Source organism: Synechococcus sp. HIMB2401 (genome assembly GCF_042883245.1).
Classification (GTDB): domain Bacteria; phylum Cyanobacteriota; class Cyanobacteriia; order PCC-6307; family Cyanobiaceae; genus Parasynechococcus.
Window position 1 is genome coordinate 345,960 of the sequence record NZ_JBDJKK010000002.1, and the last position, 26,540, is coordinate 372,499.

The 26,540-nt window shown below is 44.1% G+C and carries 24 protein-coding genes and 1 tRNA gene; 7 read left to right on the top strand and 18 right to left on the bottom strand.

Annotated elements, in window-relative coordinates:
- The gene (locus AAXE93_RS06700; protein WP_390129314.1) at positions 1 to 1,377 is read right to left on the bottom strand and encodes an HAD hydrolase-like protein; all 1,377 of its coding nucleotides are present in this window, start codon (positions 1,375 to 1,377) and stop codon (positions 1 to 3) included.
- 120 nt (positions 1,378 to 1,497) lie between these two features.
- Between AAXE93_RS06700 and AAXE93_RS06705 the strand changes: the two genes are divergently transcribed.
- On the top strand, positions 1,498 to 3,102 hold the full coding sequence (locus AAXE93_RS06705) for a TIGR04372 family glycosyltransferase (RefSeq protein ID WP_390129316.1): 1,605 nt from the start codon (positions 1,498 to 1,500) through the stop codon (positions 3,100 to 3,102).
- 8 nt (positions 3,103 to 3,110) lie between these two features.
- Here the strand turns inward: AAXE93_RS06705 and AAXE93_RS06710 are convergent, their stop codons facing one another.
- The 11 genes from AAXE93_RS06710 to AAXE93_RS06760 all read right to left on the bottom strand — a co-directional run bounded on the left by AAXE93_RS06710 (position 3,111) and on the right by AAXE93_RS06760 (position 12,549).
- On the bottom strand, positions 3,111 to 4,079 hold the full coding sequence (locus AAXE93_RS06710; RefSeq protein WP_390129319.1) for a hypothetical protein: 969 nt from the start codon (positions 4,077 to 4,079) through the stop codon (positions 3,111 to 3,113).
- Positions 4,073 to 4,684 (bottom strand): hypothetical protein, encoded by a 612-nt coding sequence (locus AAXE93_RS06715; RefSeq protein WP_390129321.1) that lies wholly within the window; start codon positions 4,682 to 4,684, stop codon positions 4,073 to 4,075. The genes AAXE93_RS06710 and AAXE93_RS06715 overlap by 7 nt, the downstream gene beginning before the upstream one ends.
- A complete protein-coding gene (locus tag AAXE93_RS06720; protein WP_390129323.1) occupies positions 4,684 to 5,577 on the bottom strand; it encodes a transketolase family protein in 894 nt (297 codons plus the stop codon). The genes AAXE93_RS06715 and AAXE93_RS06720 overlap by 1 nt, the downstream gene beginning before the upstream one ends.
- 20 nt (positions 5,578 to 5,597) lie before the next feature.
- Complete coding sequence (locus AAXE93_RS06725) at positions 5,598 to 6,440, bottom strand: transketolase (RefSeq protein WP_390129327.1); 843 nt, start codon at positions 6,438 to 6,440, stop codon at positions 5,598 to 5,600.
- A 4-nt stretch (positions 6,441 to 6,444) separates the two neighbouring features.
- Positions 6,445 to 7,395, bottom strand: coding sequence for an NAD-dependent epimerase/dehydratase family protein (locus tag AAXE93_RS06730; protein WP_390129330.1), 951 nt, complete (start codon positions 7,393 to 7,395; stop codon positions 6,445 to 6,447).
- The gene (locus AAXE93_RS06735; protein WP_390129333.1) at positions 7,392 to 8,414 is read right to left on the bottom strand and encodes an NAD-dependent epimerase/dehydratase family protein; all 1,023 of its coding nucleotides are present in this window, start codon (positions 8,412 to 8,414) and stop codon (positions 7,392 to 7,394) included. Before AAXE93_RS06735 ends, AAXE93_RS06730 begins: the two co-directional genes overlap by 4 nt.
- A complete protein-coding gene (locus tag AAXE93_RS06740) occupies positions 8,411 to 9,898 on the bottom strand; it encodes a PfkB family carbohydrate kinase (protein WP_390129335.1) in 1,488 nt (495 codons plus the stop codon). The genes AAXE93_RS06735 and AAXE93_RS06740 overlap by 4 nt, the downstream gene beginning before the upstream one ends.
- 81 nt (positions 9,899 to 9,979) lie before the next feature.
- Entirely contained in the window at positions 9,980 to 10,405 is a 426-nt protein-coding gene (locus tag AAXE93_RS06745) for an LIC12192 family sporadic carbohydrate cluster protein (protein WP_390129338.1), read from the bottom strand.
- A 1-nt stretch (position 10,406) separates the two neighbouring features.
- Positions 10,407 to 11,231, bottom strand: coding sequence for a sporadic carbohydrate cluster 2OG-Fe(II) oxygenase (locus tag AAXE93_RS06750; protein ID WP_390129342.1), 825 nt, complete (start codon positions 11,229 to 11,231; stop codon positions 10,407 to 10,409).
- A 24-nt stretch (positions 11,232 to 11,255) separates the two neighbouring features.
- Positions 11,256 to 11,927, bottom strand: coding sequence for a class I SAM-dependent methyltransferase (locus AAXE93_RS06755; protein WP_390129344.1), 672 nt, complete (start codon positions 11,925 to 11,927; stop codon positions 11,256 to 11,258).
- Positions 11,928 to 11,934: 7 nt separating this feature from the next.
- The gene (locus AAXE93_RS06760) at positions 11,935 to 12,549 is read right to left on the bottom strand and encodes an SIS domain-containing protein (protein WP_390129346.1); all 615 of its coding nucleotides are present in this window, start codon (positions 12,547 to 12,549) and stop codon (positions 11,935 to 11,937) included.
- 837 nt (positions 12,550 to 13,386) lie between these two features.
- Here AAXE93_RS06760 and AAXE93_RS06765 point away from each other — a divergent pair.
- Together AAXE93_RS06765 and AAXE93_RS06770 are read left to right on the top strand one after the other, a co-directional pair.
- Positions 13,387 to 14,052: a CatB-related O-acetyltransferase gene (locus tag AAXE93_RS06765; RefSeq protein ID WP_390129349.1), complete on the top strand. Its 666-nt coding sequence runs from the start codon at positions 13,387 to 13,389 to the stop codon at positions 14,050 to 14,052.
- Between the two features lie 60 nt (positions 14,053 to 14,112).
- Positions 14,113 to 15,348, top strand: a complete 1,236-nt coding sequence (locus AAXE93_RS06770) for a methyltransferase domain-containing protein (protein WP_390129352.1) — start codon at positions 14,113 to 14,115, stop codon at positions 15,346 to 15,348.
- An 87-nt stretch (positions 15,349 to 15,435) separates the two neighbouring features.
- Here AAXE93_RS06770 and AAXE93_RS06775 read toward each other — a convergent pair whose 3' ends face one another.
- The 5 genes from AAXE93_RS06775 to lhgO form a co-directional block, all read right to left on the bottom strand.
- Positions 15,436 to 16,596, bottom strand: coding sequence for a class I SAM-dependent methyltransferase (locus tag AAXE93_RS06775; RefSeq protein ID WP_390129354.1), 1,161 nt, complete (start codon positions 16,594 to 16,596; stop codon positions 15,436 to 15,438).
- Between the two features lie 155 nt (positions 16,597 to 16,751).
- Positions 16,752 to 17,135 carry a WbuC family cupin fold metalloprotein gene (locus tag AAXE93_RS06780; protein ID WP_390129357.1) on the bottom strand — a complete coding sequence of 128 codons (384 nt, stop codon included), beginning with the start codon at positions 17,133 to 17,135 and terminating at the stop codon, positions 16,752 to 16,754.
- A gap of 5 nt (positions 17,136 to 17,140) precedes the next feature.
- The gene (locus AAXE93_RS06785; protein ID WP_390129361.1) at positions 17,141 to 17,899 is read right to left on the bottom strand and encodes an SDR family oxidoreductase; all 759 of its coding nucleotides are present in this window, start codon (positions 17,897 to 17,899) and stop codon (positions 17,141 to 17,143) included.
- A 112-nt stretch (positions 17,900 to 18,011) separates the two neighbouring features.
- Positions 18,012 to 18,728: a nucleotidyltransferase family protein gene (locus AAXE93_RS06790; RefSeq protein ID WP_390129362.1), complete on the bottom strand. Its 717-nt coding sequence runs from the start codon at positions 18,726 to 18,728 to the stop codon at positions 18,012 to 18,014.
- Positions 18,725 to 19,972, bottom strand: a complete 1,248-nt coding sequence (lhgO, locus tag AAXE93_RS06795; RefSeq protein ID WP_390129363.1) for an L-2-hydroxyglutarate oxidase — start codon at positions 19,970 to 19,972, stop codon at positions 18,725 to 18,727. Before lhgO ends, AAXE93_RS06790 begins: the two co-directional genes overlap by 4 nt.
- Positions 19,973 to 20,492: 520 nt before the next feature.
- Here lhgO and AAXE93_RS06800 point away from each other — a divergent pair.
- The 4 genes from AAXE93_RS06800 (at position 20,493) to AAXE93_RS06815 (ending at position 25,486) form a co-directional block, all read left to right on the top strand.
- Positions 20,493 to 20,564, top strand: a tRNA-Gly gene (locus AAXE93_RS06800).
- Between the two features lie 240 nt (positions 20,565 to 20,804).
- Entirely contained in the window at positions 20,805 to 22,478 is a 1,674-nt protein-coding gene (locus tag AAXE93_RS06805; RefSeq protein ID WP_390129365.1) for a glycosyltransferase family 4 protein, read from the top strand.
- A complete protein-coding gene (locus AAXE93_RS06810) occupies positions 22,478 to 23,176 on the top strand; it encodes a class I SAM-dependent methyltransferase (protein ID WP_390129367.1) in 699 nt (232 codons plus the stop codon). Before AAXE93_RS06805 ends, AAXE93_RS06810 begins: the two co-directional genes overlap by 1 nt.
- A 960-nt stretch (positions 23,177 to 24,136) precedes the next feature.
- Positions 24,137 to 25,486: a sugar transferase gene (locus AAXE93_RS06815; RefSeq protein WP_390129370.1), complete on the top strand. Its 1,350-nt coding sequence runs from the start codon at positions 24,137 to 24,139 to the stop codon at positions 25,484 to 25,486.
- A 33-nt stretch (positions 25,487 to 25,519) separates the two neighbouring features.
- Here AAXE93_RS06815 and AAXE93_RS06820 read toward each other — a convergent pair whose 3' ends face one another.
- Positions 25,520 to 26,530 carry a GDP-L-fucose synthase family protein gene (locus tag AAXE93_RS06820; protein WP_390129373.1) on the bottom strand — a complete coding sequence of 337 codons (1,011 nt, stop codon included), beginning with the start codon at positions 26,528 to 26,530 and terminating at the stop codon, positions 25,520 to 25,522.
- Between the last annotated feature and the right edge of the window lie 10 nt (positions 26,531 to 26,540).

A 26,540-nucleotide genomic window follows, 5' to 3' on the forward strand; every position in this document is an offset into this window, starting at 1 on the left:
TTAATTAGATTCTGCTTTTGATGATATAAAGTAGCTGCTTAGATCATTGTGAGATGAAAACCATAATATTGAACTTGGGTCGTCTGGTAGGCCGTATCCCCAGCTTGCTAAAGCAAAGTTGTAACCCGCTTTTCTTGCTGCTACTCTATCAGACTCCATGTCCCCAAGATATAGTGATTGACGGGGCGTAGTCTGACTTATTAAGGCAGCCTGGAGCAAAGAATCTGGGTTTGGCTTTGTTCTCTTTGTTATTATATCTTCTGGTGTAATGATTGTATCAAATATTTCACTCAAATGGAATTTTTCTATTATTTTCATTGTAAGATTTTTAGCTTTTGATGTCACTAGCGACAAAATAAACCCATTATTCTTCAAGTTAGTTAGTGACTCCTTTGTTCCTTCATATAAACTTGTTAATTCAATATTCTCCATTGAAACTTTGAAATAATGTGCCTTGATTGCTTCATGCATGTTCTCCTCTATGCCTAGTTTCTTGAGAATATCCTTGAATCCCATGCCTAGATACTTCTTGTATTCAATAAAACTGCTTTCAATTTTAAATATTTCTTTAGTGGATTCCCAGGCTCTTTCCATTGTAGGCAATGAATTAATTATGACGCCATCTAGGTCGTATGCTATATGATTTATTTGTGATAATGGCGGAAGATTTTCGTCAGAGATTCTGCTCATTAACTGTTGATAGTTAGATGTCTTCTGTGAAAGACTGCTCGTTACGTCAAAATCATATAAATGGTTGGCTAGCATAAATTCTTCTTCGTTATCTATATCTATTGCCTCTTTTATGTCCACTTCTATCATTTTCGAATTACCGTGTATTCTCGTATTGGATTCTAGATATTCTTTCTTTCTGAACGCATAAACTCCACTTGTCTCTTCGAACACTGGTTCAAGATCCTGCGTTTGAGCCATATCTTCTGTATTGTAATTTAATGGCTTGTTAGCTTTCCAGCAATACTTTTGAATCTTCTTTACTGTAAATGCGCAATCGTATCCTTCGTTCGTTATGGCTTCTACACAATTATCGATTGTCCCTGGTTTCGTAAATGGCGACGGCGCTTGGCATAATGCAATTATGTCAGCATCGACTCTTCTGACTGCATATTCAAATAATTCATTCGCTTTAATATTATCGCCATCAAGCCTTGGATCCCTTAATAGTAATTTGACGCCATCAGGCAATAAACTCAAAATATTACCCTCTGAGCAATAGCAATATACTTGCTCAATCTTCTCGCATTTTCGTAAGGTATCGAATATGTACCAACAAAGGGGTTGGTTTTTTAACGACAAAAAGTTTTTATTTGGTAATCTTCTCGAACTGAATTTTATAGGTACAATCGCAACACACTTGTCCATCTCAATGCTATAGTTGACTTACTATAGCCTGTGTCTTACTTTCTGGTCAAGTAAAGCGTATTTAGCTTTCCAAATTATTGAATTTCATTTATACTTGAATTCCGCTTTGTAGCTGTGAATATGAACTCTAACTTGATTTTAACCCGTTCTCACTTAGTTAATACAACTAAATTAGCTTCCTATCTCAGCTCTTCCCTTACACTTGACACAGAATGTGAGTTTTTTTACGACTCTCAAAATTATTCTGTATCCACTCGTACCTCTTGTTCTCCCCTGATTCTTTCACTTGTCGATAAAGTCAACCTAGCAATACATCATTTCAAGAGTAGTTTTGTTATCCCGATTGATTTTTTTCATAATGATTTAGATAATATCCTTTTTAACTGCCCTAATATTTTGATTATCCTGATTGAGCACTCAAATATACCGCTGATTTCTAGAATTAAGTTTATTAAGAATATATTTCCCGCTACTTGTTCCTTATCCCCTTTTTGTTGGAGTATCTGTCATCGATGGTACCAGGCTCTTTCATTGGATGATGTCCATAAGGATTCTATGGAGCTTATGTATTCTAATCCCCCTTACATTTCGCAGACTTCTACCGAAATTTGGTCCCCTCATATCGGGGTGTCATTCGGCCATCTTTCTTTTTTATTTGAGCACTTTATATCCATCGACTTCCCGTCTTTTAGTAATTCCTCTGTCCAGGCTTCATATCTCTCACCCTCTCCAGAGCTAACTGCGTATTCCGATTTACCCTTTGCACAGATTGTTGCATCTTCTGACATTTCTAACTTTACTATTCATGACTTATCTCACTCAATTTCATCCTTTAGATACCTTCAGCTTCTTTACTGTTCTGATTCACTTACACGGGCTGCTTCTTTAAAGCGTCTTGATCGTCATGGTTATCACAACCTCTGTACACTTTTGCCTATATCAACTTCTCATAAAACTAATTCTTTGCAGAGGATATATGCTGAAAACTTGCCAACCTTTTCCAGATTTAATGATTCTCTATCTGATTTTTTATCAACGGGTTTTTCTCATCCACAGATTGCGAATTTCTTAGAATTATTCCCAACTTTCATTGTTATACATTCCAGAGACTCAGCGTATTCTGGTAACTCTCAAAGTTGGCGTGATTCAAATTTTGATAACTTTGAACTGGTTGTTGAATATGCCCGTACCATTGGTATTGGAGTTATTCGTCTTTCCCTCTCCGCTAATTCTACTTGTATTATCTCCGATAACTTCTTAGATCTATCTACTATATCTAATGTTAGCCTTAACGACCAATTATATCTTCTTAAGCATGCATCCTTCATTATTGGTACTGGCTCAGGTATCTCTCACTGGCATTATTTAAGCTCATGTCCTACTTTATTTATCAATACAGTTGTAATGCATGTAAGCGCTTTTACCGATTCCGTTTTGATTAGTCCAAAACGATTCACCTGTAATTTTACATCATTGTTTGATTCACCTGATTTGTTCTCCTTTGCTACTCAGTGGTCTACCAAACTTATCCAGGATTTGCAGCCTCGTGAGTTATCACCGTCAGAGTTACTAGCAGAAGTTCAGTATCTTATTGGTCCTTATATTAATCATCAATGTTCTCGTTTTACTTTGCACGCTGCACTATCTCAACTTGGATTACATTTTGATGGCATTCCTGATGCCCTTATCACGAAGGATTATTATGAATTCCTTGTTGGCGCCTAGTATGCGGCCTATTTTGATATCTCATTTGCATAGTTGACTATCTTTTCAATTCCCCACGTTTTTGATCTGTTGTCACTGTAAATATTGCACATTATAAGCAGCCACTTTATCTTAGTTAGTTGTTTGCTATCTCTTATTCTTTTTTCTGCTCCGTTGTCTTTAAATACTTCCTGTGTTCTCAATTCTTTTATCCATTTCTCTTCTTTCTCCTTTGTAATTTTGTGATCCGGATGGCTCAGAACATCACTTACTAATTTTGCAGGATCGTCCCAGCCTGCATATTCAAAATCGTAAAATTTAAATTGTTTTCCCTCTCTTTTTATGTTATTTATGCTCATATCTGATTGAGATAAGATCATATTTACCATTTCAGGCCCCCAATAATCCTTGCATGCGTTTTCTCTGAATAATTTTATTTCCTCTTCGATTCGTTCCGCTATACTTACCTTTTTCAACAATTCTTTTATTTCGGATTCTTTCATGCTTCTCGTCGGTCTATTGGTTAGTAGTTTATACCTCTTTATTATATCATTCTCAATTATTGCAGGTTTACTCCAGTAGTCTTTTGCTTTCTTGACTTTACTGGCTTTAAGTATGTTTGCATCTGTGTTGCATATTGCTGTAAAGTTTGCCATTGCCCGAAGAGTTTCACCGTCTATTTGTCTGATATTATCGCCTTGCATCCAGTTCATAATCATAAATTTGCCTTTTTCGCATTTGTATATTGTCTTTGGTGTATTTGAGACTTTAATTGCATTCAAATATTCTAGGAAGCACGTCTCTCTTTTAAATCTTGAAGATTGCCTGTTTTCTAGTTTGCTATGAGGATATATCTTGATCAATAAATTATCGTATTCAGTTTCTATTTTGAATACATTGCTATTTGCGTTTTCCTTCATCTCTATAAGGTTCAATATTTTATCGCCGCGTTTTTCAAGTATTCTTGTTGCTTCTTTCTTTAGTTCGTTTGTTAGCATTTTATTGTCTCCTTCAGATTTTCCCAGCTAGCTAGTCTTATTAATTCTTTTTTTGACAGTTCTTCTTTGCTTTTTTTCTTCCCTGGGTCATATAAAATCCTTTTTATTCTATTTGGTATGTTCTCTAGTATATCTGTTAAATCGTCGATATAATGTGTGCAGCCTATCTGTTGGATTCTTCGTATCTTTGCGTCCTTTGATTCTTCAAAGAAGACCTGATCTCGGCTCCATCCAAGTCCGTTTTCCTCAAAGAAACTGTACTTCTCCAGCCATTGCCAGGCAGCTTGTTGTAGGTCATATGCTGGGCCTTTGTAAGGAGTCTTTGTTTTATGGCTTACCAGCACCATGGCTATACCTAGTTGATTTATCTCTCCCAACGCTTTTACCATTCCTTCTGCTGGCTCTGCCTCTAGAATCCTTAGCCCATATACTTCACCCTGCAGCAGTGTGAATTCTTCGTCTTTCCCTTTGTTTCGAAGATAGTTTCGAACTTCAGTTTTGCTTTCAGGCAATGATTCTTCTATTAAATTCTTTTCCAGAGCAAGCTTATAAAACAACTTGTCATAGCTTACTAATGTGTTGTCAAAATCCAGCCCTAATAACATCACAATGATTGCACTAAGTTGACTATTGAAGTCGCATCTATGCCTTCACTTTCACGTACGTATTCCTGGGCTCCAAGTTTGTGCACAAAATGATCGACTACTCCCATACGTGTTAGCTTAATTGTATTGATTTGTTGTTCAGAAAACCATTCCAGTAGTGTTGATCCAAGTCCTCCGGTTCGATGGTGCTCTTCCAGGCTGATCCAATGGCTGTAGCCCTCCGCCACACACTGCTGAAGGAATTCGTTATCCACTGGTTTGATGCTCCCCATGCTGGCGACGGCTAGCTGGATGTCTTGTTTCTCCAGCATTGTTCTCGCTTGCAGGGCTTCTGAAAGAATTGGACCGATGCCGAGTAGCAGAACTTTTCCCCCTTTTTTCAGGAAATGGGCCTTGCCGATCCCCAGTGACGCATGATCAGTAAGTAGATCGGGTTCTCCTTTCTTACCTATTCGTATGTATGTCGGTTTGCCTTCAGAAATTGCTTCGCGTAATTGAGCCTCAAGTTCTAGTGAATCAGTGGGTGCACACACTTGCAGATTTGGAATACTTCGCAGGATGGCTAGATCTTCAAGGGAATGGTGGGTTGCACCAAGTTCTGCATACGACAGCCCTGAGCCGGTTCCCACGATCACTACGGGTGCCTCGTGGTACGCGATGCCCGTACGGATTTGCTCCAGGCAGCGTGTGGTGGTGAACGGAGTGATGGTGTACACCACTGGCCGTAGGCCGCTGAGCGCCATGCCGGCGGCCATGCTCATCATGTTCGCTTCTGCAATGCCGCAATTGAGGAACCGTGTTGGCGCCACCTCTTTGTAGTGATCAAACATGCGGTTGCCGATATCACCCGAGAGCAGGCACACATCGCTCCGCTCCTTGGCCAGTTGAGTCATTACGCGGGCAAAGGCATTTCTCACAGCTGCACCTCCTTGAGTTCTGCCAGGGCTGCATCCAGCTCTTGGGGGTTGGGGGTGCGGTAATGCCAATTGTTGTCGTCTTCCATGAATGACACCCCCTTGCCCTTAATTGTGTGGGCCACGATCACACTTGGCTTGCTGGTTTCTGCTCGTGCTGCAGCAAGTGCCTGGCCAATCGCTGCCAGATCATGGCCATCAATCTCCTGGGCATGCCAACCGAAGGCGTCCCATTTCGCTCCTAACGGCTCGAGTGCCATCACCTCTTGGCTGCGGCCCGTGGCCTGCCATTTGTTGTAATCCACAATGGCGGTGAGCTGATGCACGTGCTGGCCTGCTGCAAGCATGGCGGCTTCCCAAATGCTGCCCTCGTTGCATTCGCCATCACTCAACAGGGCGTAGCACCGGCTGTTGCTTTCTTGGATGCGTTGGGCAATTGCCATGCCAAGGGCCATCGGTAGACCGTGACCCAGGGAACCAGTGGCTGCTTCAACCCCTGGAACGAAGCCAGGTTTGGGTGGGTGCTCGTGGAACACACTGCCAGGTTTTCCAAATTCAGCCAGGCGCTCAATTGGGAAAAAGCCCCGTTCCGCCAGCACCTGGAACAGTACGGGTGCACCATGGCCTTTGCTCAGCACAAATCGATCACGATCTTTTGCTTCTGGAGCCTTGGGGTCAATGCGTAGTTCTTGCCAATAGAGCGCTGTCAGCAAGTCAACGCAGGAGAGGCAGGAGCCCAGATGTGGGATTCGGGCACGGGCAGAGGTTTCAATCGTGCGTTGCCGGATCGTGAGGGCAATGCGAGCGAGCGCTGTTGTGGAACTAGAAGCAATGATGGCCATGGCGTTAGCTGTTGGCCTCCAGTTGCAGGTGTTTCATCCATTTCACGGTGTAGCAATTCTCTCCATCGGGAAGTTCACCATTCCTGTAGGCAGTGGTGATTTCATCAATGGCGCTTTGAACACTGAATTGCGGCTGAAAACCAGTGGCCAGCAATTTGCTGGAATCTTGCCGGTAGGAGCGTGGGTCGTTGGATTCGCTCACTACGATCTCGGCTCCAGTGCCCTGTTGCACCCGTTGGGCAATATCAAGGATTTTCAGATTTTCAAAACCGGCGTTGTAGCAGCCCGATGGCAGCTCTGGATTGGCGAGAAAGTGGCGATACACATTGGCCATATCTTGGATATGGATGTTGGGCCTAGTTTGCTCGCCGCCGAACACTGTGATTTTTCCATTCTTGAGCCCCTGGTAAGTGAGCATGTTGACGCTCACATCCAGCCGCATGCGTGGTGATAAACCGCACACGGTGGCTGGGCGGATGCAGTGCACCTGCATCTGATTGGCATAGGAGAGGAACACCCGTTCCGCCACCATTTTGGTTTTGTTGTAAACCGAGATTGGCACCAGGGTGAGGTCTTCGGTGACCTGAGGCTCATCCTTCACGCCATACACGCTCCCGGAGCTGGCAAAGATGAATTGCTTCACGCCCGCGCGAACGGCTCGATCAGCCAGCTGCTGGCCTGCCAGCACATTCACCTCCCAACTCAAGGCGGGGTTGAGCTCCACCGCTGGATCATTGGCGATGTTGGCTAGATGAATGATGGCCTCTACGCCATCGAGCGGGATGGCATCGGTTTCACGCACATCCAGCTTGAGGTTGGTGATCTGGGGGTGCTCCGGCAGGGCATTGCCAAACCACTGAGTGTCGATGCTGACCACGCTGTGACCATCAGCCAGCAGCAGGGGGATCAGGACGGAACCCTTGTAGCCGCAGCCACCAGTAACGAGCAGTTTCATGACTTGTGCTGGTAGCTCCAGGGCAGTGTCTTGAGGGTGGCTAGATTGGCATCCACCCAGGCCAGTGTCTCCTGAAGCCCTTGCTGCAGGCTGATCTGATCAGACCAGCCATGTACCTGGCGCATGGCCGAACTCTCCAGCAGGTAACTCTGATCCTTGCCGAGGCGTTCCTCGCTGCTCTGGACCAGTTCGCTGAAGCTGGCACCAGCGAGGTTGCAGATCTGCTCCACCAGCTCCTTGATGCTGCAGCTCTCCTGGGTGGAGAGGTGCCATGTGCTGCCCGGTTCCCCTTCGATCGCCAGCTGCAAGGTAGCGCGCACCACATCCTTGATATGAATGAAAGCCCGTACGGAATGGCCGCCACCATGGAGCTGCATGGGCGCACCGGTGCGGGCGCTCAGCAGAGTTCGGGGGATGATGCGATAGAGCTGCTGGCCGGGGCCATAAACATTGGCGGCGCGGGTAAACACCACAGGGAAGCCATAGGCCTCATGGAAGCTGTGCAGGTGCAGATCACAGGCTGCCCGACTTACGGCATAGGGGGTGCTGGGCGCGAAGTGGTTGTGCTCTTTGATCCAGCCCCCATCGGTGCTGCCATACACCTCAGGCGTGGTGACATGCACGTATTTCTGCAGAAAGGGTTTCTGCCGCAGGGCATCGTGTAGAGCCACCTGGGCAACCACATTGGTGCGGTACCAGTGCGTGGGATTGAGCCAGCTTTCGGCCACCATGCCCTGTGCGGCAAAGTTCACCACGAGTTCGGGTTGCACCCGATCGATCAAGTCCAATAGCGCATTCAGTTGGCTGTTGAGATCAATGGCTTGAAAGCTGAAATTCTCCGCAGTGGCCAGGGGTACGCCGCCACCCGCTTGCGGCCAGCGGTAAGGAAGGAAAACGGGATTCGGCTCTGCTGAGCGACTCACCCCATACACCTGATGGCCGGCGGCGAGGGCTTCCGCCACAAAGTGGCTGCCGCTGAAGCTGTTGGAGCCGATGACAAGAACTTTGGGCTTGCTCATGGCAGCATCACCTCCTGCAGGCTGCTGCGCAGAGCAGCAGCGCTGATGGGCGTGTTCCCCATGGTTTCAACGGCAAGAGCGGCCATGCAGCAGGCCAGTGCGGCGGTGGGCATCATCGCCTGCCCAGTGGCAAGGCCAGTAGCGAAAAGAGCTAGCAATGAATCACCGGCACCAGCTACATCCAGCGGATTCACAGAGAGGGCTGGAAAGGCTTGGCTGTTGAGTTGGCCATTGGAGGCGCGGTCATAGGCAATAAAACCTTCAGGCCCCAGCTTCATCACCAAGCGTTCACTGCTGGTGATCTGCAGAAGGTGCTGACTCAGTTGCTCAAGGCCGCTGTCTTTGTCTTGCAGAGCCAGGCGGGCTTCCCGTTCATTAGGGCAGAGCAGCGAGAAACCTTCAAAGCGGGTGATGGATCCCACTTGGCTGCTGCATTGCAGATCCCCAAAGAGAAGCAAGTTGTGCTGATGTGACAGGTGCTGCACAACCTCCAGGATGCGGGGAGTGACCACCCCGTAGACAAAATCGGAAACAACGATGCCATTGGCTCCAGGAGCTAGCCGCTCTAATTGTGCGATCACCTGATCTTCCACGGCTGCGTCAAGGTTGTGCTCTTCCAGTCGGCTGACGCGAAACAGCTTCTGGTTCTCCACCACGTAGCGTTTTTTGAAGGTGGTGGGCCGTGAGGGATCGCTGCTCAGGCCATCACCGATGCTTTGGCAAGCCAGCTCCTGGCGCACGAGCTCGGCGGTGCTGTCAGCCCCCACCACAGAGATGAAATCGCAGTGGGCTCCCAGGGCGCTGATGTGAGCAGCCACCACTGCAGCACCACCGATGAAGTTTTTGCGTTCAAGCTCGCGGACCACAACTACCGGAGCTTCGGCGCTCATGCCGATGGCTTCACAGGCGGCGTATTGGTCCACGATGGTGTCGCCGAGCACGATCAAGCGAGTGTCCCCCCAGGCATTGATGGCGTCTAGAAGCTGATTTTGGTTAATGCCTTGGCGCCGGCAGGCGGTTTGGAACAGGGAGCGGCGCTGCTGGCGCAGATCGCGTTCCGAGCCGCTGAGTAGATCTGCTGTTGCATAGTGAGTTTCCCCTGCATGAAACTGCACTAAACCGCCTTGCTTCCGCTGCTGATCAAGAGTGGGCTGAATTTCAGGCTTGTTTTTGTACTCATTCCCCAGCACGAGCACCGCTGGTTTGAGGGCAGTGATGGCTTCATTCAGCTCATCGGCTTGCAATAGCAGCACGGAATCTGCAATACCCAGTAGGTTTAATGCTTCAGCTCGCTCTTGCTGATTGAACGGATAATTGATGGTGCAATTATCACCAATTAAGGCAACCAGTAGGTTCTGACCTAGGTTACGAGCATGACGTAAGTAGCGTATGTGGCCAGGATGGATTGTACTGAAGTGCCCATAAGCGAGTACGCAACCTCTGAAAGCTTGTGCTTTGTCTAAGGTTATTGAGTTTGCATGCATCTCGGGATCGCCAGAGGAACTAGATTTGTTGCCTGAAGAGGATCAGGCGTAGAAACTGGTTACAGAATTAATGATCTATATCTATATTAACACTTTGAGTGCATTCAGGTGTTCATAGCTTGAACCCTGGAGCATGACTAAATGCGATTCGATAAGTATTTCAAGATCGGCAAAGTCTAATTCTTTAGAGTCAGCACGCATTCTCTCGGTTGCGAAGTGCAAGATGATATTATTTTGGATGCAGTATTCGTAAATCATTTTTCTTTTCTGTCTGCTCACGGGCAATTGCCAAAGGCTAAAAAATACAACATGCGGTAACCCCTCCTTGAGTGCAGCCCAGAGTTGGCATTGCGTGCTTCCATTAATCCAGTATTCTGCACGCGACAATACAAATTCAAGTTCATTTGAATCACAATAATGTTTTATGATTTGATTTTGCAGGTGTTGAGGTACACGATTGCCATTAAATTCACCACTAGCAATATAGCCTCGAGCTTGGTTTTTCATCTTATATCCAATTGTCTGGGTGTTGATAGTTCATTCCCATTCTAGTACAGTTTTTAACTGTGATTGGCATAAAATATTCACCTAATTTTTTGTCCCAGTAAGGGGTATGAAGACCTTTGAAGCGACAATTTATTGACCAATGAGAAATATTTTCTTCGTTTACTGAAAAGCCGTGGGGTAGAGATTGATCGAATGCTAGGACCTTGCCATATTCAATTGGTATCCAAGTGAGATCATCAAAAAGTTCATCAAAAAGTTCATCAGAACTGAGCTTAAGGAGACCATTGCACTCTTTTATCCTTCTATTATATTTATCTCTTTTGAGGATGTATAGACACATTGTATTAGAGCAATCAACAAATGGAATCCACACGTTCAGCTCAAATGGCGATACTCCGTTCCATGTATCAGCATGTATTGGTAGAACATCATTGAGATTATTTGGAAGGTTTATCGAAAGACCTGGCCTCTTTTGCATAGATAGTTCATTGCCGCATAAATTGTGAATAATGTGTTTCGCAGAATTGTAGTAATTTCTATGAAAATTTGTGCCTTTAAAAAGAGCTTGCATGATAAATAGCCTGAGTTCATTACTTTCAGAGTGGCTTATGCTTAGATGAGCTTGCTCAAGAGATGTATTGATCTTGCTATATGAACGAGTAAAGTCAAGATAGGCATTTTCGATGTCTTTTTTGAGCAATTCGAGATATTGTTTGTTAGCAGATTCAATAAGAAAACCTTCTTTTTCGTACGTATTGCTCATTGACAACTCTTCGGTCTCTCTAAAATCCCAGCTAGTTGGGGTAATGATTTCGTGTGAGGTCATTTTAAAATAGTGATCAATAAAGTGCTATTGAAAAAAGATAAATGAATGGTCTCCGGCGTAATTTGTTTGCTTGAACCACCACATCCATTCCTTAGGAGTGTTGAAGGCTTCGCAAGTCACTTGCCAATAAAGTAAGTTGGCCTTTTCTTGTTCGTTTCTATAGCTTTCTATACAAATATATTTGTTTTGTTTGCCGACTCGCTCTATCTCACGTAGCGCGGAATCAAGCTCATAAACATGAAGATTGTGCAAGGTGTTTATAGATATTACCAAGTCAAAAGTATTATCGCTCCATGGAAGATCAATGGCATTTCCCACTCGAAGTCGGTTTCGAATTTCTGGCTTACAATTTGAAATCGCATATTCTGATATATCAATACCATAAACCTCTGCATTAGGCATAACTTTTAGAAAGTCATATAGTAAATAGCCTTTCCCGCACCCTACATCCAAAATCTTACTTTTAGGATGTAGTTGATAATGTTTAGCCAATGCAAAAGCCACTTTTTCCCAGCGTCCTTCTAAATACTGATATCCTCCATAGCAGATACGTCGATCTCCGTCCCAATAATCAAAGGCAAATTGTTTAGCAAGTTCAGCAGCCTTTGCTTTAGGGAATTCAGGATCATTTACTCGACTAAGATAATTTCTTTGAGTGCTTTTGTGCAGCATACTCATGAAGTCAACTTCAGCCATTTGATCTTTACTGTAGATTGATAGGCTTGTGCGCATTAAGCCATTGCATGCATAAATGTCCAATAATGAGTTGTGTATCTTCAGCAACCTGCATGTCGTTAATTGGGAAATGAATGGCTTGATCAGCTAATCTTTTGCATCGACCACCATCAAACGCCACAATAGCGTAACTTTGCATTCCCAGTTCTTTTGCTGTTGTTATTGCATTAACAACATTGGGTGAATTCCCACTACCTGACAGTACGATTAAGATATCTTTTGGATTAGCTTTGACTCTAAGTTGTTGAGCGTAAATGTTTTCATATCCTGTGTCATTGGCTAAACATGTAAGAACACCAATATTTGCCGATAGCGCTTCCACCCTTAGCCCTGGAAGCTTTGGTTCTGGCCCGCAAGCACCAATCCCGTAGTGCAAGTCGTTTGCCATATGCAAAGCATTTGCGGCACTTCCGCCATTTCCACATATAAAAATGCATCTACGAGCAATCCAAGCTTTTTCTAGTTCTTGAGAAAGCCTTTTTATTTTCAATATGATTTCAGTTGAAAAGCAGGAATTAAGTCGCTTGATATAATCTATTGCTGCAGATTCAAATGTGCCTGCAAACTTGTCATTATTAGACATTGGCTACGTGCATTTTTTTAGCTTGATATTGCCATAAGTAGTAATATAAAAACACTTTCGGTGGTGGTTTAGAAGCCATTAGGGTCCTGCGGCCTAACTCTATATTTTCATCATAGCCTATCCCGGCAGTTGTGCCTATCTATTCATCGCTTAGCTTTACTAGATCAATTTATATTCAGCACCAACTATTAACACAACTATTATCGCGCAATACTAATCCTTGAATTGGCTGAATGTATGACGGATATTAGATACAGACTTCTCTTTATAGGATAATCTACTGCTCTTTGATTTTGTCAACTTCCAATAACTTGTTGAGTTTAATAAGACTTGCTCATGTGAAACTTGTATATTCAAAATATAGAGTTGATGCGGAATATTGTTTCAACTCAGCCTTGATCCCATTCGCGAATTTTTCTAGATCACCTTTTATATAGCAAGGCTGCGAGAAATAATTTTCGCTTCCTTTTTCAAACCAAATTAGATGATAGTGTTTTATTGCTCGAGTAAACCCTTTTGCTTAAGCCTAAGCTTAGGTAGAAAATTGCCACCGTTTCTATCTGTGATTAAAATAAATATCCAATTTACTTTGTTTTCATTATTCTCTCGTTTTTGTGGAACTCTTTTGTTGTGCGGACTGAACTAGATGTTATTTCTATTTTTTTAACCTTTCTAATCGTTTAGCGAGAAAAAGCCTTGCTGTAAATATTATCATCTCTTACGGTATATTCGTTTGCGCTATTAGTGAAGGATTGAGCTTAAAAGTATAACCATTGTTTTTACCTATAATAAATCACGCTTGTGCTAAAATTATATAGCTTAAGCAGTTCTAGCTTCGTGAAAATAACTTTGGCTAATACAGGGTTTGAAACCCTTCATCATGACTTCCAGCTTGGTAAACTTTCTTTAGAGAGCTATGGCTCTGTAAATTCTTGCGAGTTGTTTGGATCAATATCCGTTGGTAAAATGACTATGCTCACAAATTCATCTATTGGGAGATATTTTAATATAGGGTCATTTTCTTTTGTTAGTAAGGCATCGATTGCTAACTATACAAGTATTGGTTCTCGGGTTTCAATTGGTCCCTTAAATCACCCTTTTGACCGACCTGTAAATAATGAGATCTCTTATACTGATTTTTCACATGTTTTTGGACAATCATTTACTAAAAAACAAAGGACTGATTATCCAGAAAAGTATTCTTTAACAAGAGTTGATATTGGCTCTGATGTTTGGATCGGTGACAATGTGGTTGTTCTTACATCAGTCAATATTGCTCATGGTTCAGTAATAGGTGCTGGAGCAGTCGTGACTAAAAATACTGAGCCATTTGGAGTCTATGTTGGAAATCCAGCCAGATTGATTAAAAAGCGATTTTCAGATAATAACATCGAAAAGCTTATAGATTCACGATGGTGGGATAGAGACATATCAGATTTCCCTGATAAAAAGTTATTTGATTCATTGGAGACTTTTCTAGAAATAGTTTCTTCTATGCCGTAGATCCTTTAACCCAATATTCTCTTATTCTTGAATCCTTAACTCATTTGTTCTCGATTATTCATGAAAACTCGTTCAACTTGTCGACTTTGTAACTCCACCGATTTAAAGTTGGTGTTTCCAATGCCATCATGCCCACCTGTTGATAACTTTCATTTTGCCGCAGATAGAGACGTATGTCTTGACAGTTTTCCTATGGATTTATATATGTGCAGTAAGTGTGGTCATGCACAATTAATTGATATTGTACCGCCAGAAATTCTTTTCGGTTCATATATTTATACATCTAGTAGTTCCCCGGATCTAAGCCTTCACTTTGATCGTTATGTTGATACACTTACCAATTATAAAAAGGTCAACCACAATTCATTAGTTATTGATATTGGAAGTAATGATGGGCTCTTCCTATCTAAATTTTTAAACCTTGGAGTTAAAGTATTGGGTATTGAACCTGCAGAATTTCCAGCAAGTATGGCAAAGAAAATAGATATACCAACAGAGATATCTTTTTTAAATTCCGAAATTGTTGAGAGAGTTCTAGAAAAGTATGGCTCTGCAGACATTGTTACGGCAAATAATGTATTTTCACATAATGATGATCTTCGTGGTTTTGCGTTGAATGCACGCAGTTTACTTAATTCAGAAGGTCTGTTTGTTTTTGAGGTTTCATATCTGCTTTCCATGATTAATAATAAGGTTGCTGACTATATTTATCATGAGCATTTGGCACATCACAGTGTCTTGCCTCTGAAGAAATTTTTTGATTCAATAGGTATGACTCTTGTGCGTGTTGACGAGGTCAGTACCAAAGGTGGAAGTATTAGAGGGTATGCTGCCTTAAAATCCTCCAGTTGGATCATTGATGATTCTGTGGAAGAGATGATAGCTAAGGAGAAAGACCTTGGAATATATGAAATTGAAACATATACACGTCTTCAAAGTTTTTATTCTGAGTTAAAAAATTCTATTCATGATGTACTTTTGCCTATTTTTAATGCAAATAAACTGATTGCTTCTTACGGAGCATCAGCTACCGCTACAGTGTTCAATAAAATGATGGATATTGATCGTTATTTGTCTTTTACCGTTGATGATAATAAATTAAGACAAGGTAGACTTACGCCATCTTCAAAAATTCCTGTTGTCGGAAATGACATCTTGCTCACACATATGCCCGAAATTGTAATAATTTCATCATGGAGATTTGCTGATCTGATTATTGAAAATAATAGTGAATATCTATCCGCTGGTGGCAAATTTTTAGTTCCCCAACCCTTAATGAATGTTGTAACTAATTAATCTGGTTTTTGCCTGCCTCCTAAATTGTTTGAAGTTTAATTCAGCGAATAATTCCTTATTACATTCGTCTATTGATCGGGATTCACCTTAGTATCCCTTTGCTGCTTCTTTAATCCAAAAATCGGGTAATCTTGGAGAAGGAGGAAGTATGCTTTTGCAGTTATCCTCGCTTAGATTCAGTTTTTTAATTATCTTTGATTCCGTTTCTGAGTTAACCCCTAGCAAAAAATATGTATGTTTAATATCTTGAAGTTGATCTGAGTCAATAATTTCTAGGCGGGAGCCCGGAATATATCTACCTTTCTTGATTGGTGAGTCATCTATGAACCCATTTATATAGGAAGAAATTCCGAGAAATGAGGCAGTACACAATGATCTACATCCTGCTCCATAGACAAAAACAGAACTATATTCACTTCTCTTTGAAATAATAAATTCTTGCAATTTTGATTTAATAACTTCGAACTTTTTTATGTAGTTACTTCGCGATCCAGTATCTAAATCGAGTGCAAGACTGCATGATATGTCATGTTTTTTGCAATAAAGAATCATTGCTTTCCCGGAAAATAAAACTGATTCATGGTGGTGAATAAAAAATCCGTGTTTTTGAAGTAGTTGCCGTGCTGTATTAATTGTGAAATAGTTTATATGTTCTTCCCAAAAACTGTAGTCTAAATGCTCATAATTCATCCCCTGATCTGGGATTTCAATTACTAGCAGTCCATTTTCATTTAGAATCCAATGCAGTCCTTTCATGAAGTCATCAAGATCAGATATATGCTCTAGTACTTGTCTGGTGACGACGCAGTCAAACTCATGGTGTTGGTAGTTTTTTTGTGCAGATTTCTGCGTAAAAAAGTCATTTACAACCGATGAATTAATTTCTCTCGCTTTTGTGTACGCATCGAGTGCCGGCTCTATGGCGTCAATTTGATAAAAAACATTAGGGTCTAGGCGTTTGAGAAATTTGCCGTCATTACATCCAACCTCACATATACTTATGCGATCTTTATCAATAAACCTGGTGATTTTATCTACTATCGATAATGCATGCTCGTCTGGCTTGGCGGATGAAAGGGTGATGTAGTTCCCATATAAAAGGCTTTGGTCATAGAAATAATCTGGTGAGTACAAAAAACCACAGTTTTTACATTCATTAATTATAAAATTTCTAGTAACGCTAGGATTCGAGTCTTTTTTTTCTAGTAGATGATGGACAACATTGTGATTCTTGAATTCGAATGCCACTTCTTGAGATTGACCATCTGAACCACACAGCCGACATGTATGCATATTGACGATCTGGAAATTATTCGTCCTTATCTTAGCGTCACACAGTGATCTCTCTTATGTTAGGAGGCTACTTGTTACTTGTGTGATCATTTATGATTGTATCCTCTTTTTTATTTTTTATCAGGTTTAAATGGTCCCTTGATTATTTCAATAAATTGGGCACCATCCTTTCCGGCTTTTACCGAATGCGGTACTCCTTTTGGAATAATTATTGATTTCTGCCCTGACATTGTTAGCTCGACAGTTGGATTAGCCTTAAATGAATAATATAAACTACCGGTAGTTAGTATTGCAATTTCGTCAGAGCTTTTATGTGTATGAAGTGGGTATTGTGATTCTGGGAGAATCTCAATGAGCATCATTTGTAGATCTGATTCAAAATCTTTATGCAGGCAAAGACGTCTTGTGTTTGTTTCTGAATATGATAGTTTTTTTATTGCCTCAAAGGCTTGATTAGATAGTGAGTCAAGTTCAAATGATACAGATTTTCTCATAATTTCTAAATTGTGGACCTAAGTATCGATTCAATACTAAGATGTGATAGGCCGCTGTCAATGAAAAGTGTTTGCCCACTTAGAGAATATTGATCGGCATTACACAGTACGATAGCCAGATTTCCTATCTGATCTGTTGTTGGTAAGTCTTTTCCATTGAGATGTTTCCTTGCTTTTCCAAATAACATTGAATGATAATCACTGTGACTTTTAATCGAACTGTTAATTGCCTCGCCAAAACTGATATTGTTTGAAAATATTCTGATCTTGGGTGTGTAAGCCAGCATTTGTCCCGCTGCGGCCTGAGCAGCCTTTGTTATATGATATGAAAAAGGAATATCATTTGCTCCGCATTTATAAGCATTAGATGTGATATTTACCACGTTAATTTTTAAGCCCTCAAATCTTTCCGATCGCAGGAGATTATGTAAAGCTAGATAGGGATTAATCTCGATCTTTATATTTGAGTACATTGATTCTTCTTCATTTTTGTGGTTGCAATGCCTTCCTCTATGCGAGAAAATTATTGTGTCTCCATTCTCTAGCTCGATGTCTTGAAGCGATTTCTCTATAGATTCTAAGTTGCTAAAGTCAGACTCTAGAAATAAGGAATCTGGAACAACTTTGGATCTTCCTGCCTCAATCAATTTATAATTGCAATATAGGACCTTTTCGCAAATTTTCCTGCCAATTAACCCCGATGATCCAAATACTATCACTTTTTTTTGACCTGAGGTATTCTGTTTAGTCATTTCGTTGTCCATCGATCTTGACGTAAACATCTATCCTTATGGCTGATTTTATTTTATTATGGTTTGATTTTCAATTGTTTTTAGTAAATTTGTAATAGTTAATCTTTTTCGTTCAGCACTTTTTTTATACTATCCCCCATAGTTTACGAGCTTTCTTCAATGCGCTTGGTGTGCCAATATCGATAAAGGGTTGTTTTGTGTGCTTTGTATATATCTTATTTATTAGTTTAGGTAGTACTTGAGTGCTTAAATCAGTTGTTCCCGTACCCAGTTGATTCATAGTGTCTAATAACTCTTGATCAAAAGCATAAATTGCACCATTCGCTCGATTGCCTGGTGGATTTTTGACTTTTTCGTGAAAGCTTTTCACAATGTTGTTTTGGTCAATCTCAACAATTCCACAGCTTTCAGGCGTGTCCGTATCGAATGTTAACATCGTTAGAATGCATTCCTTTGGTTTATGCTGGTGTGCATCTATCAATTCTTTAAGTTTAAAGTTTGTAGCATTGTCGGCATGAATGATCATGCTCGTACTGCCTTCAAAAAAGCTTTGATTAGCTAGAAGTGTGCCTGCCGTGCCAAGGAGTTTAGGTTCATAGCTGCTCTTTATCCTCATTGTGCTGTCTGGTCTTTTATCAAGAAAGTTATGTACTTGATCTGCCAGGTAGTGAGTATTAACTAGTACATCGCTGCAGCCGCATTCCTCTAGGTTCTGCAACCATCGTTCCAGCAGTGTCCTTCCTCCTACTGATACCAAACATTTGGGTGTTGTGTTAGTTAGAGGCCTAAGCCGCGTCCCTAAGCCCGCAGCAAGAAGTAAGGCACGAATGGGTTGTTTCATGTTGTGGTGTTTAGGAAACCCGAGCGTTCTAAAATCAGATCTGCTAGAGCAAAGCTGGCAGTGAATGCTGGTGAAATTGCATTGAGAACATGGGTGCTGTGTGTTCCTTCAACACATAGAAAGTCATCTTCAAGCTGTTTTTTCTCCTTATTAAAAAGTTGAGCTCGAATCGCTACCTTATTACTAACTTCGATATCGTTTATTGTAATTGCGGGGATCAGCTCTTTAGCAGCACGTAGTAGTAGTGGTGGCAAGCTTAGAAAGGCCTGCTCGTGTACATAACGCCTGAAGTTCCCTTGATTTAGTGCATATTGTTTGGCAAGCAAACTTGCGTTTTGTATAGCCATTTTAGGCTCGATGCCCTTAAAACCTTTATAGTGCTCACGTCCCCATGATGGTGTGGCTGTTGGTCCAATGGATACTATTGTTTGCTTATCAGCGCTTGGCGTAAAGTGAACTCCGAGAAATGGAACAGACAAATCTGGCACAGGATAAATATTTGTGCTTGGCTTAATCTTTGATGTTTGTTTTATTTGCCAGTAGAGGCCTCTAAATGGTACTAGTAAGTAGTTATCACCAACTCCAAATTCTTGGGCAATATTATCAGCTTGCAGGCCGGCGCAATTGAACAGATGTTCATATTGTATTGATTCACCTGATTGCATTGCGATTTTTTTTGATTCTTGATCGAACGATAATGATCTTTCATTAAGTATAAAATGAACTCCTTTTCTCTTCAACTCATTTTGCAGTGCCTGAATAACCTTCAGCGGTTTTACTACGGCTGTGTTGGGGCTCCATAGACCGCGGCCACTGGCACTCTTGACTTCAGGAGCCTTTTTCTTTAGATCCTTTTCATTTAGAAGTTCAACTGTTGCCCCATTTTTATGCCCGCGTTTTAGCAGTTCATCTAACTGGCCATCTAGATGTTCTTTAGTTGGGACAATGATCTTCCCACATTGCTTGTATGGCAGATTCCGTTCCTGAATCCATGTTTTAAGTCGTCGCGCTCCTTCCACGCAGACCTGAGCTTTTAATGTGTTTGGTTTATAATAAATTCCAGCATGGATAACTCCACTGTTTCTACCAGATGTGTGAATTCCTAGGGATTGTTCTTTATCAATAATTGCTATTCTATTTGTTATTCTCTTTTCAATAATCTGGTTGGCTAGGCTCAGCCCGGTAATTCCTCCACCAATTATCACTATGTCATAAGTAAATGTCTTGTAGCCTAATTTTCTCATTATGCCCCCTTTGATAATGCATTTCGTTGTAGTCTATCATCATTCGCGTTTATTTCTTATTCTTGTTTCATTATCATTTTAGTCCTCTTTGCTTTTTCATCTTGAGTATGTAATCTGTCTTTGCTTTTGGTCTTCGCTGTTTATTCGTCTGCTTTGCCTCGTATTATCTTCACTTTAGATGTTTTCTAGTAATATAGTTTATTGCTCGTTTTACTCTGTATTTTATTATTTGTATTGACGAGTGCCCGAGCAACAGCATGCTTATTTAGCTTGGTAAGTATAATTACTTATTTTAGTTGGCCCGCTTTTGTTTTACGGGCTCGTTTTGGCTACTCATCCCTCTCTCTTCTCTGCGCTGGCTGTGAGCATGATTTGGCTCTTTGCTCCAGAACGCGCTCCCTGACTGCTTCCCTGCGTGGTTTTCTCTCGAATCTGTTCAGACGTATTGACCAAGGGCTACTCCATCGTGCATGATCTTCCTATCGGCGGTTTCGCCGGGGGCTTGGCGGTCGCCATGCTTGCGGATGTAGCTCAGTGGTAGAGCATCTCCTTGCCAAGGAGAGGGTCGAGAGTTCGAATCTCTTCATCCGCTTATTTTATTTCTTTAACTCTTTATATTTAGACTATCATTTATCATTTTTTTTGGAATTAACAACTTTATTTTATTGTATTTCTGAATTATTTTATACACGTCTCTTGATCTTCTTTTCTTTATAATATCTACCCTCTTCGTTATTATTTCAGCTTTTTGTGATTCTGAATCTTAAGACCTTCATAATGATGTCTATAGTTGTCGACTGCCGTAAGCTGTAGGAAACGTAGCGTTACTGGCATGCGCCTGTCGATTCATGCCCCGAATCTTGGCATATGTCTCCCGAATCAGCCCTTTGGCAAGGATGTAGCAAATCGTGGGCTCTACAGAGCTTTGGCTTTTCACGGTGGTTTTACTGAAATTAATTTTCGTACGGCTGATCAACCCTCTCCTTCAAGTTTGTACGAGCATTTTGGATCTGTTTCAGAGTGTTCTGCTCTCACCATATCGTCGCTTACTGAAACCGATGCAGCTGTCCAGGCAGGCACTCTCCTTCGTGGTCAGCCTTATCTTTCTGAGTTGGCCTGGGAGCGGGGAATGCGTCATGGTCACAAGGCTTACAGCTTGGTGGGGCTTATCCATACCCTGGGACCTCCAAAGGTCCGTGAGTTAATCGGCGAGGTTTTGCTGGCACCTGTGCAGCCTTGGGATGCTCTTATTTGTACTTCACCTTCTGTTCGCGACTGCCTCGAGGGTTTGCTTGACCGCTGGCAGGAATACTTATGCATCCGTTTTGGAGCAGCCAGCTTTACTCGTCCTCAGCTTCCGTTAGTTCCGTTAGGCGTTGATCAGTCTGATCTGCTTTCGCAGCGAGCTGACCAGAGCTCCCGCGACTTCCTTCGCCGCCACCTTGGATTGACTGAAAGTGATGTTTTTGTCTTTTGGTTGGGGCGACTCTCCTTCTTCGAAAAGGCCTTTCCTCAGGGCATGTTCATTGCTTTGCAGAAAGCGTTTCTACGTAGTGGTCGTAGGCTGCATTTCGTGATGGCGGGTTGGTTTCCTGGTGGTGAGACTGATCACATGTTCTATCAAGAGGTGTCTGAGCGTTATGCTCCAGATGTACCAGTTCATTTTCTTGATGGAAAGAATCCAGAAGTAGTCCGTTGTTGTTGGGCTGCTGCTGATATTTTTCTATCTCTAGTTGACAATCCGCAAGAGACATTTGGTTTGGCTCCGGTGGAGGCAATGGCGGCTGGCGTTCCCGTAGTGATAAGTGATTGGGATGGTTACCGTTATACCGTGAGTGATGGTGTCGAGGGTTTCAAGATTCCTACTTTGGCTCCCTCTCGCGGGGCTGCACAAGGAGAGCTTTTGGCCTTACAGCACGATCATGGTCTACTCACATACCAGGATTATGTTGGTGCTGTAGCTCAGCATGTGGCTGTTGACACTGATGCTGCTTCTGCAGCCCTTGCTTTGCTTGCAAAGGACCCGGATTTACGCCAGCGCATGGGTGAAGCTGGTCGTCAAACCGTTCGTCATCGGTTCGATTGGCCCGTTGTTGCAGGCCTTCATCATCAACTCTATGCCGAATTAGCTGAACGGCGGTTTGCCGGTGATCAAGATTCCGGTACGGAGGTTCAGAATCCTTTGCGTGCTGATCCCTTTCGCGATTTTGCGCCTTTTGCCACAGCAGCGCTCGAGCCAGAAACTGAGCTGCGACTGGCCATACCGTTGCCAGAAGTGCAGCATCGACTCAACAACCTCACCAGCTTGGATCGTTTCTACGAGCATCTCCACGCCAGTCCATCAGATTTGGAGAAACTGGTGCTGCAACTCCAGAGCGAAGGCCCATGTCTCCTGAAGCACCTGCTCACCGCCTGGCCGGCTGAGCAGCATGATGTTTTACGGCTTTCGTTTACGTGGCTTGCGAAGCTGGGCTGTATTTACTGGTCGAACTCCAAGGCAACCTAATGACTCAAGGCGAAAATTCCTACCGGCAGGACGTATTCCTTCAGGATCTGCGTCAGCAGAAGGATCGTCAGCAGCACCGCATTTGGGCTGAACATCAGCAGATGCAGCTCTCTTTTTTGTACAAGCGGGGCCTTACTTCGTCGTCCACTGTGCTCGATCTCGGCTGCGGTCCGATGCGTTTGGGATCGGTTCTAATTCCTCTGCTTAAAGATGGTTGGTATTACGGACAAGATATCAACCCCAGTACAATCATTTTTGGTGAGGAGGTTCTGCGTGAGGCCGGCATTTCCGAGCAGGCACCCTACAGCTTGTTTGCCTCAGATCAATTTGATCTCAGCCTGGTTGATCGGCCTGTTCAAATCGCTTTCTCCAATTCTCTATTCAGCCATCTAACACTTAATTCGATCCTCACGGCTTTGCTCCAGCTGCAGACAGTATTAGATCAATCTGGTGTGTTTTACGCAACGTTTTTTGCATTAGATCCTGGTCGCCATTGGTTAAAGCCCCACCCACGTAACAAGTGGGGACGCCAATTTGACACCTATCCCCATCAGGATCCTTACCATTACCCCCTCCCGCTTCTGCAAGATCTGGCGCGCCAGGCAGGTTTTTATTTGGATGTGCTTGATGACTTTGGTCATCCCACTCAGACGATGGGGCGATTCCGCAGATCAAGGTGGCAGCACTGGTTTAGTTGACGTGTGCATTGGTCTTTTTGCCACTCTTAGGGATCATCTCAGTTATTGCTACGTTAAATCAGGTTGCTTGCTTCGGAGGCTGGCTTCTGGCTTGCACTCCTATTTTCTAGTTTTTACCTGAACGATTTCAAAGATGCCAGCTAGAAGTTTTTGGTGGCATAGCAGGCAGATCGTTCGGGCTTTTTACAATGTGAATGGTTGGGAACTCCTTGCGTCCATGGCCTTGAATCAGCCTCACAACTTCTCTGGCTGATGTGTTCAACAAAGAGCTAGCCCCTCTCGGCGATGAGCCCTTCGACTGGTCGTCGCCGATATTCACACCAAACCGTATCTGCTTCTATTCAGGTTGTTGGGTGTTGCCGAGGTGTGGCGGTTCCCTTTGCCAGAGCTCTACAAAACATGCCTAACATCTTTGGGCGTAGTCCCTGAGCTATTGCGACAGCTTCGTTTTGTTCGAACGGAAAACTTGCTTCGGATTATCGGAGTATTTGCTCTCCTGCGGGACTTGTAGGACCTCGTCAAGTGGGTGGTCGTTCTTCTGGTGTCTGTCTAGGCAGTATTTGTTGGTGTTTCGGTGCGTCTATGGTCACTCTCTCTTCGAAGCGCTTGCGCTGGAACGGTTCTCAGGGTTGCCAGCATTGGAGCTCCTGCTTGGAAGCCGGTGCGGTCGGCCAGCTGGCTCCTTGCCCCCAGGTCACACAGTTTTTTGCATGACCAGCCACCTCATTAGAATGGTGGATATCCCCAGAGTCGCATGCGTGAATGAAGCAGCCTTGGAGACAAGAAATTACATAGCTGTTATTAGTTGATTTTCAACGTGATATGCCGGCTTTGCTCACCTCAGGACCTATTCCACCGACCTTCATGTGGTTTGACTACGCAATTGTATGGCTGCCTTCCATCACCTTTGATCTTGATGGTGTATTAGTCATGCTCTTCACGAGGTGATTGCCTGTGTGGATGAATAATCTGCGGAGTCTGATGCTGTGGGCGTTGCTGCTCGACTGGCTCGGTCAGGTTTTGATAATGGTTTTGATTCTCTCGATGCCTGCTTGGACAGGCATCGACCTTGGTGGAGACAGTCTTCATGGGCAGGGGCCTTGGCTTGTGTTCGTGTTGCTTCTTTATCCCCTATTGGGCTGGCTATTCGGTAGCTATACCGTGTTGCGTTGGAAGCGACTCTCCCTGCTGTTTCTGCTGCAGCGTCTGTTGATCACAGCGGCCGTTACGCTGATGGTAGTGGCGATCGCCAGATGGTTAATCAACCCAAGTGAATTGGTGTGGTTGGTGCACCGGCGGGTTCAGCTGTTGTGGATAGGGTCGCTTTCGCTTTGGGCGCTGGCTGTTCGCGTCGGGCTGCGCCGTGGCCTTCTGTTGCCCGATTCTCCAAAGATTCTGTTCCTGGCACAACCACAAGAAATAGATGCAGTTCTTGGAGAATGGCGGCGTGTACCACAGCGCCAGCGTTTGCGCCCCATAACTGCAACAGCCCTTGCTAAACAACTCGATCATGTTGAGGAGCCAATTCTGTTGGCACTCAGTGAGGCAGTGCGAAAAGACACTGCGCTTCGGCCTTTGCATGACAGCCTGGAGATGTGTGATCCACGCCACGTGCGTGCGGTCTCGGTGCTGAACTTGTTTGAACAGCATCAGGAGCGGTTGCCGCCGATTTTGATGAAAGACACCGTGTTTGCTTATAACGATCTTCCTTGGGCTGCAACTTTCAGTGTGCAAGCCCAGCTCAAGCGCATGGCCGATTTGCTGGTAGCGGCGCTGCTGCTGCTTCTCACTGCTCCTTTTGTTTTCATAGCGGCGATATTGATTTGGCTTGAAGATCGCGGACCTGTTCTTTATGCCCAGAAGCGCAGTGGCTGGTTGGGGCGGCCGTTCACTGTTTACAAGCTGCGCACTATGACAGTTCAGCCTGTAAATGCTCCAGCCTGCTGGACAGAACCGGGCGATCAGCGCATCACGGTGGTAGGGGGCTGGTTGCGTCGTGTCCGGCTCGACGAATTACCCCAGCTGCTCAACGTGCTAAGTGGCGAGATGAGCCTGATCGGACCGCGCCCTGAGCGCCCAGAATTGGAGGAGGAGCTTGAGCAGCGCATCCTTCATTACCGTAAGCGTCACTGGATGAGACCGGGATTGAGCGGTTGGGCTCAGGTGTGTGCCTCCTATGCCAGTAGTGTCGAGGACTCCGATCTCAAGCTTTCCTACGACCTTTACTACCTTCGGCACTTCAGCGTCTGGCTCGACCTCGTGATCCTGCTGCGCACTGTCAAGACTGTGCTTAAGGCCGGTGGCCGGTGAGCTCTCAAGGAGGTATTGCAGGGTGTTGTTTATCTATCTATCCAGACCGCGTAGCTGTTTGGAATTTTCGAAATCAGTCACGGTGCTTGCTAACCCTTCTGTTAGGGCAATGCGTGCTTGCCAGCCCATAGCGGCGAGGCGGCTCACATCTAGTTGTTTTTTGGGTGTCCCATCCGGTTTGCTGTGGTCCCAGTGAATTTCTCCTTCGAATCCCACGGCGGCGGCCACATGTTCGGCCAGCTCTCGGATGCTGAGATCGATTCCCGTGCCAACGTTAAGAAAGGCGAGTGGTGTGCCCTCATCGTGTTGAGGTGCGTCATCGCTTAGGGCCGACCAGTGCTCCAATGCAAATACGCATGCTTCGCCTAGGTCGTCTGCATGGAGAAATTCCCTTAAGGGCGTGCCCGTGCCCCAACAGCTCACTGACTCGGCTCTGAGTTTGGCTTCGTGAAAGCGGCGAATGAGAGCTGGCAGAACGTGACTGCCAGTGGGGTGGTAGTTATCTCCTGGTCCATAGAGATTTGTTGGCATCAGGCTAATTGCATCAAACCCGTGCTGAAGTCGCAGTGCTTCACAGAGCTTAATGCCGGCGATTTTGGCGGTGGCATACCAAGCGTTGGTTGGTTCCAGGGCACCGGTAAGCAGTGATTCCTCTCGAATGGGTTGCTCTGCGAACTTGGGGTAGATGCAGCTACTACCCAGAAATAGCAATCGCCTCGTGTCGTTCCGCCATGCTGCCTCGATTACTTGGGTTTCGATCCTCAGGTTCTCGAGCAAGAAATCCGCCGGACGGCTGCGGTTGGCTTCAATGCCACCAACGGTCGCGGCAGCCAGCACCACCACATCGGGTTTTTGCACGTACATCCAGTGGCGCACGGCCATGTCATCGAGCAGGTTGAGTTCTTGCCGGCTAGGGGTAAGTAGTTCTCCGCCTTTAGCTGGATCGCCGTAGCCGCTGCGCCGGAGTGCCCGCACTATGGCGCTACCTGCCATGCCACGCGCACCGGCCACAAAAATGCGATCGCTTGGCTGGATCAGGCACATAACCATGATT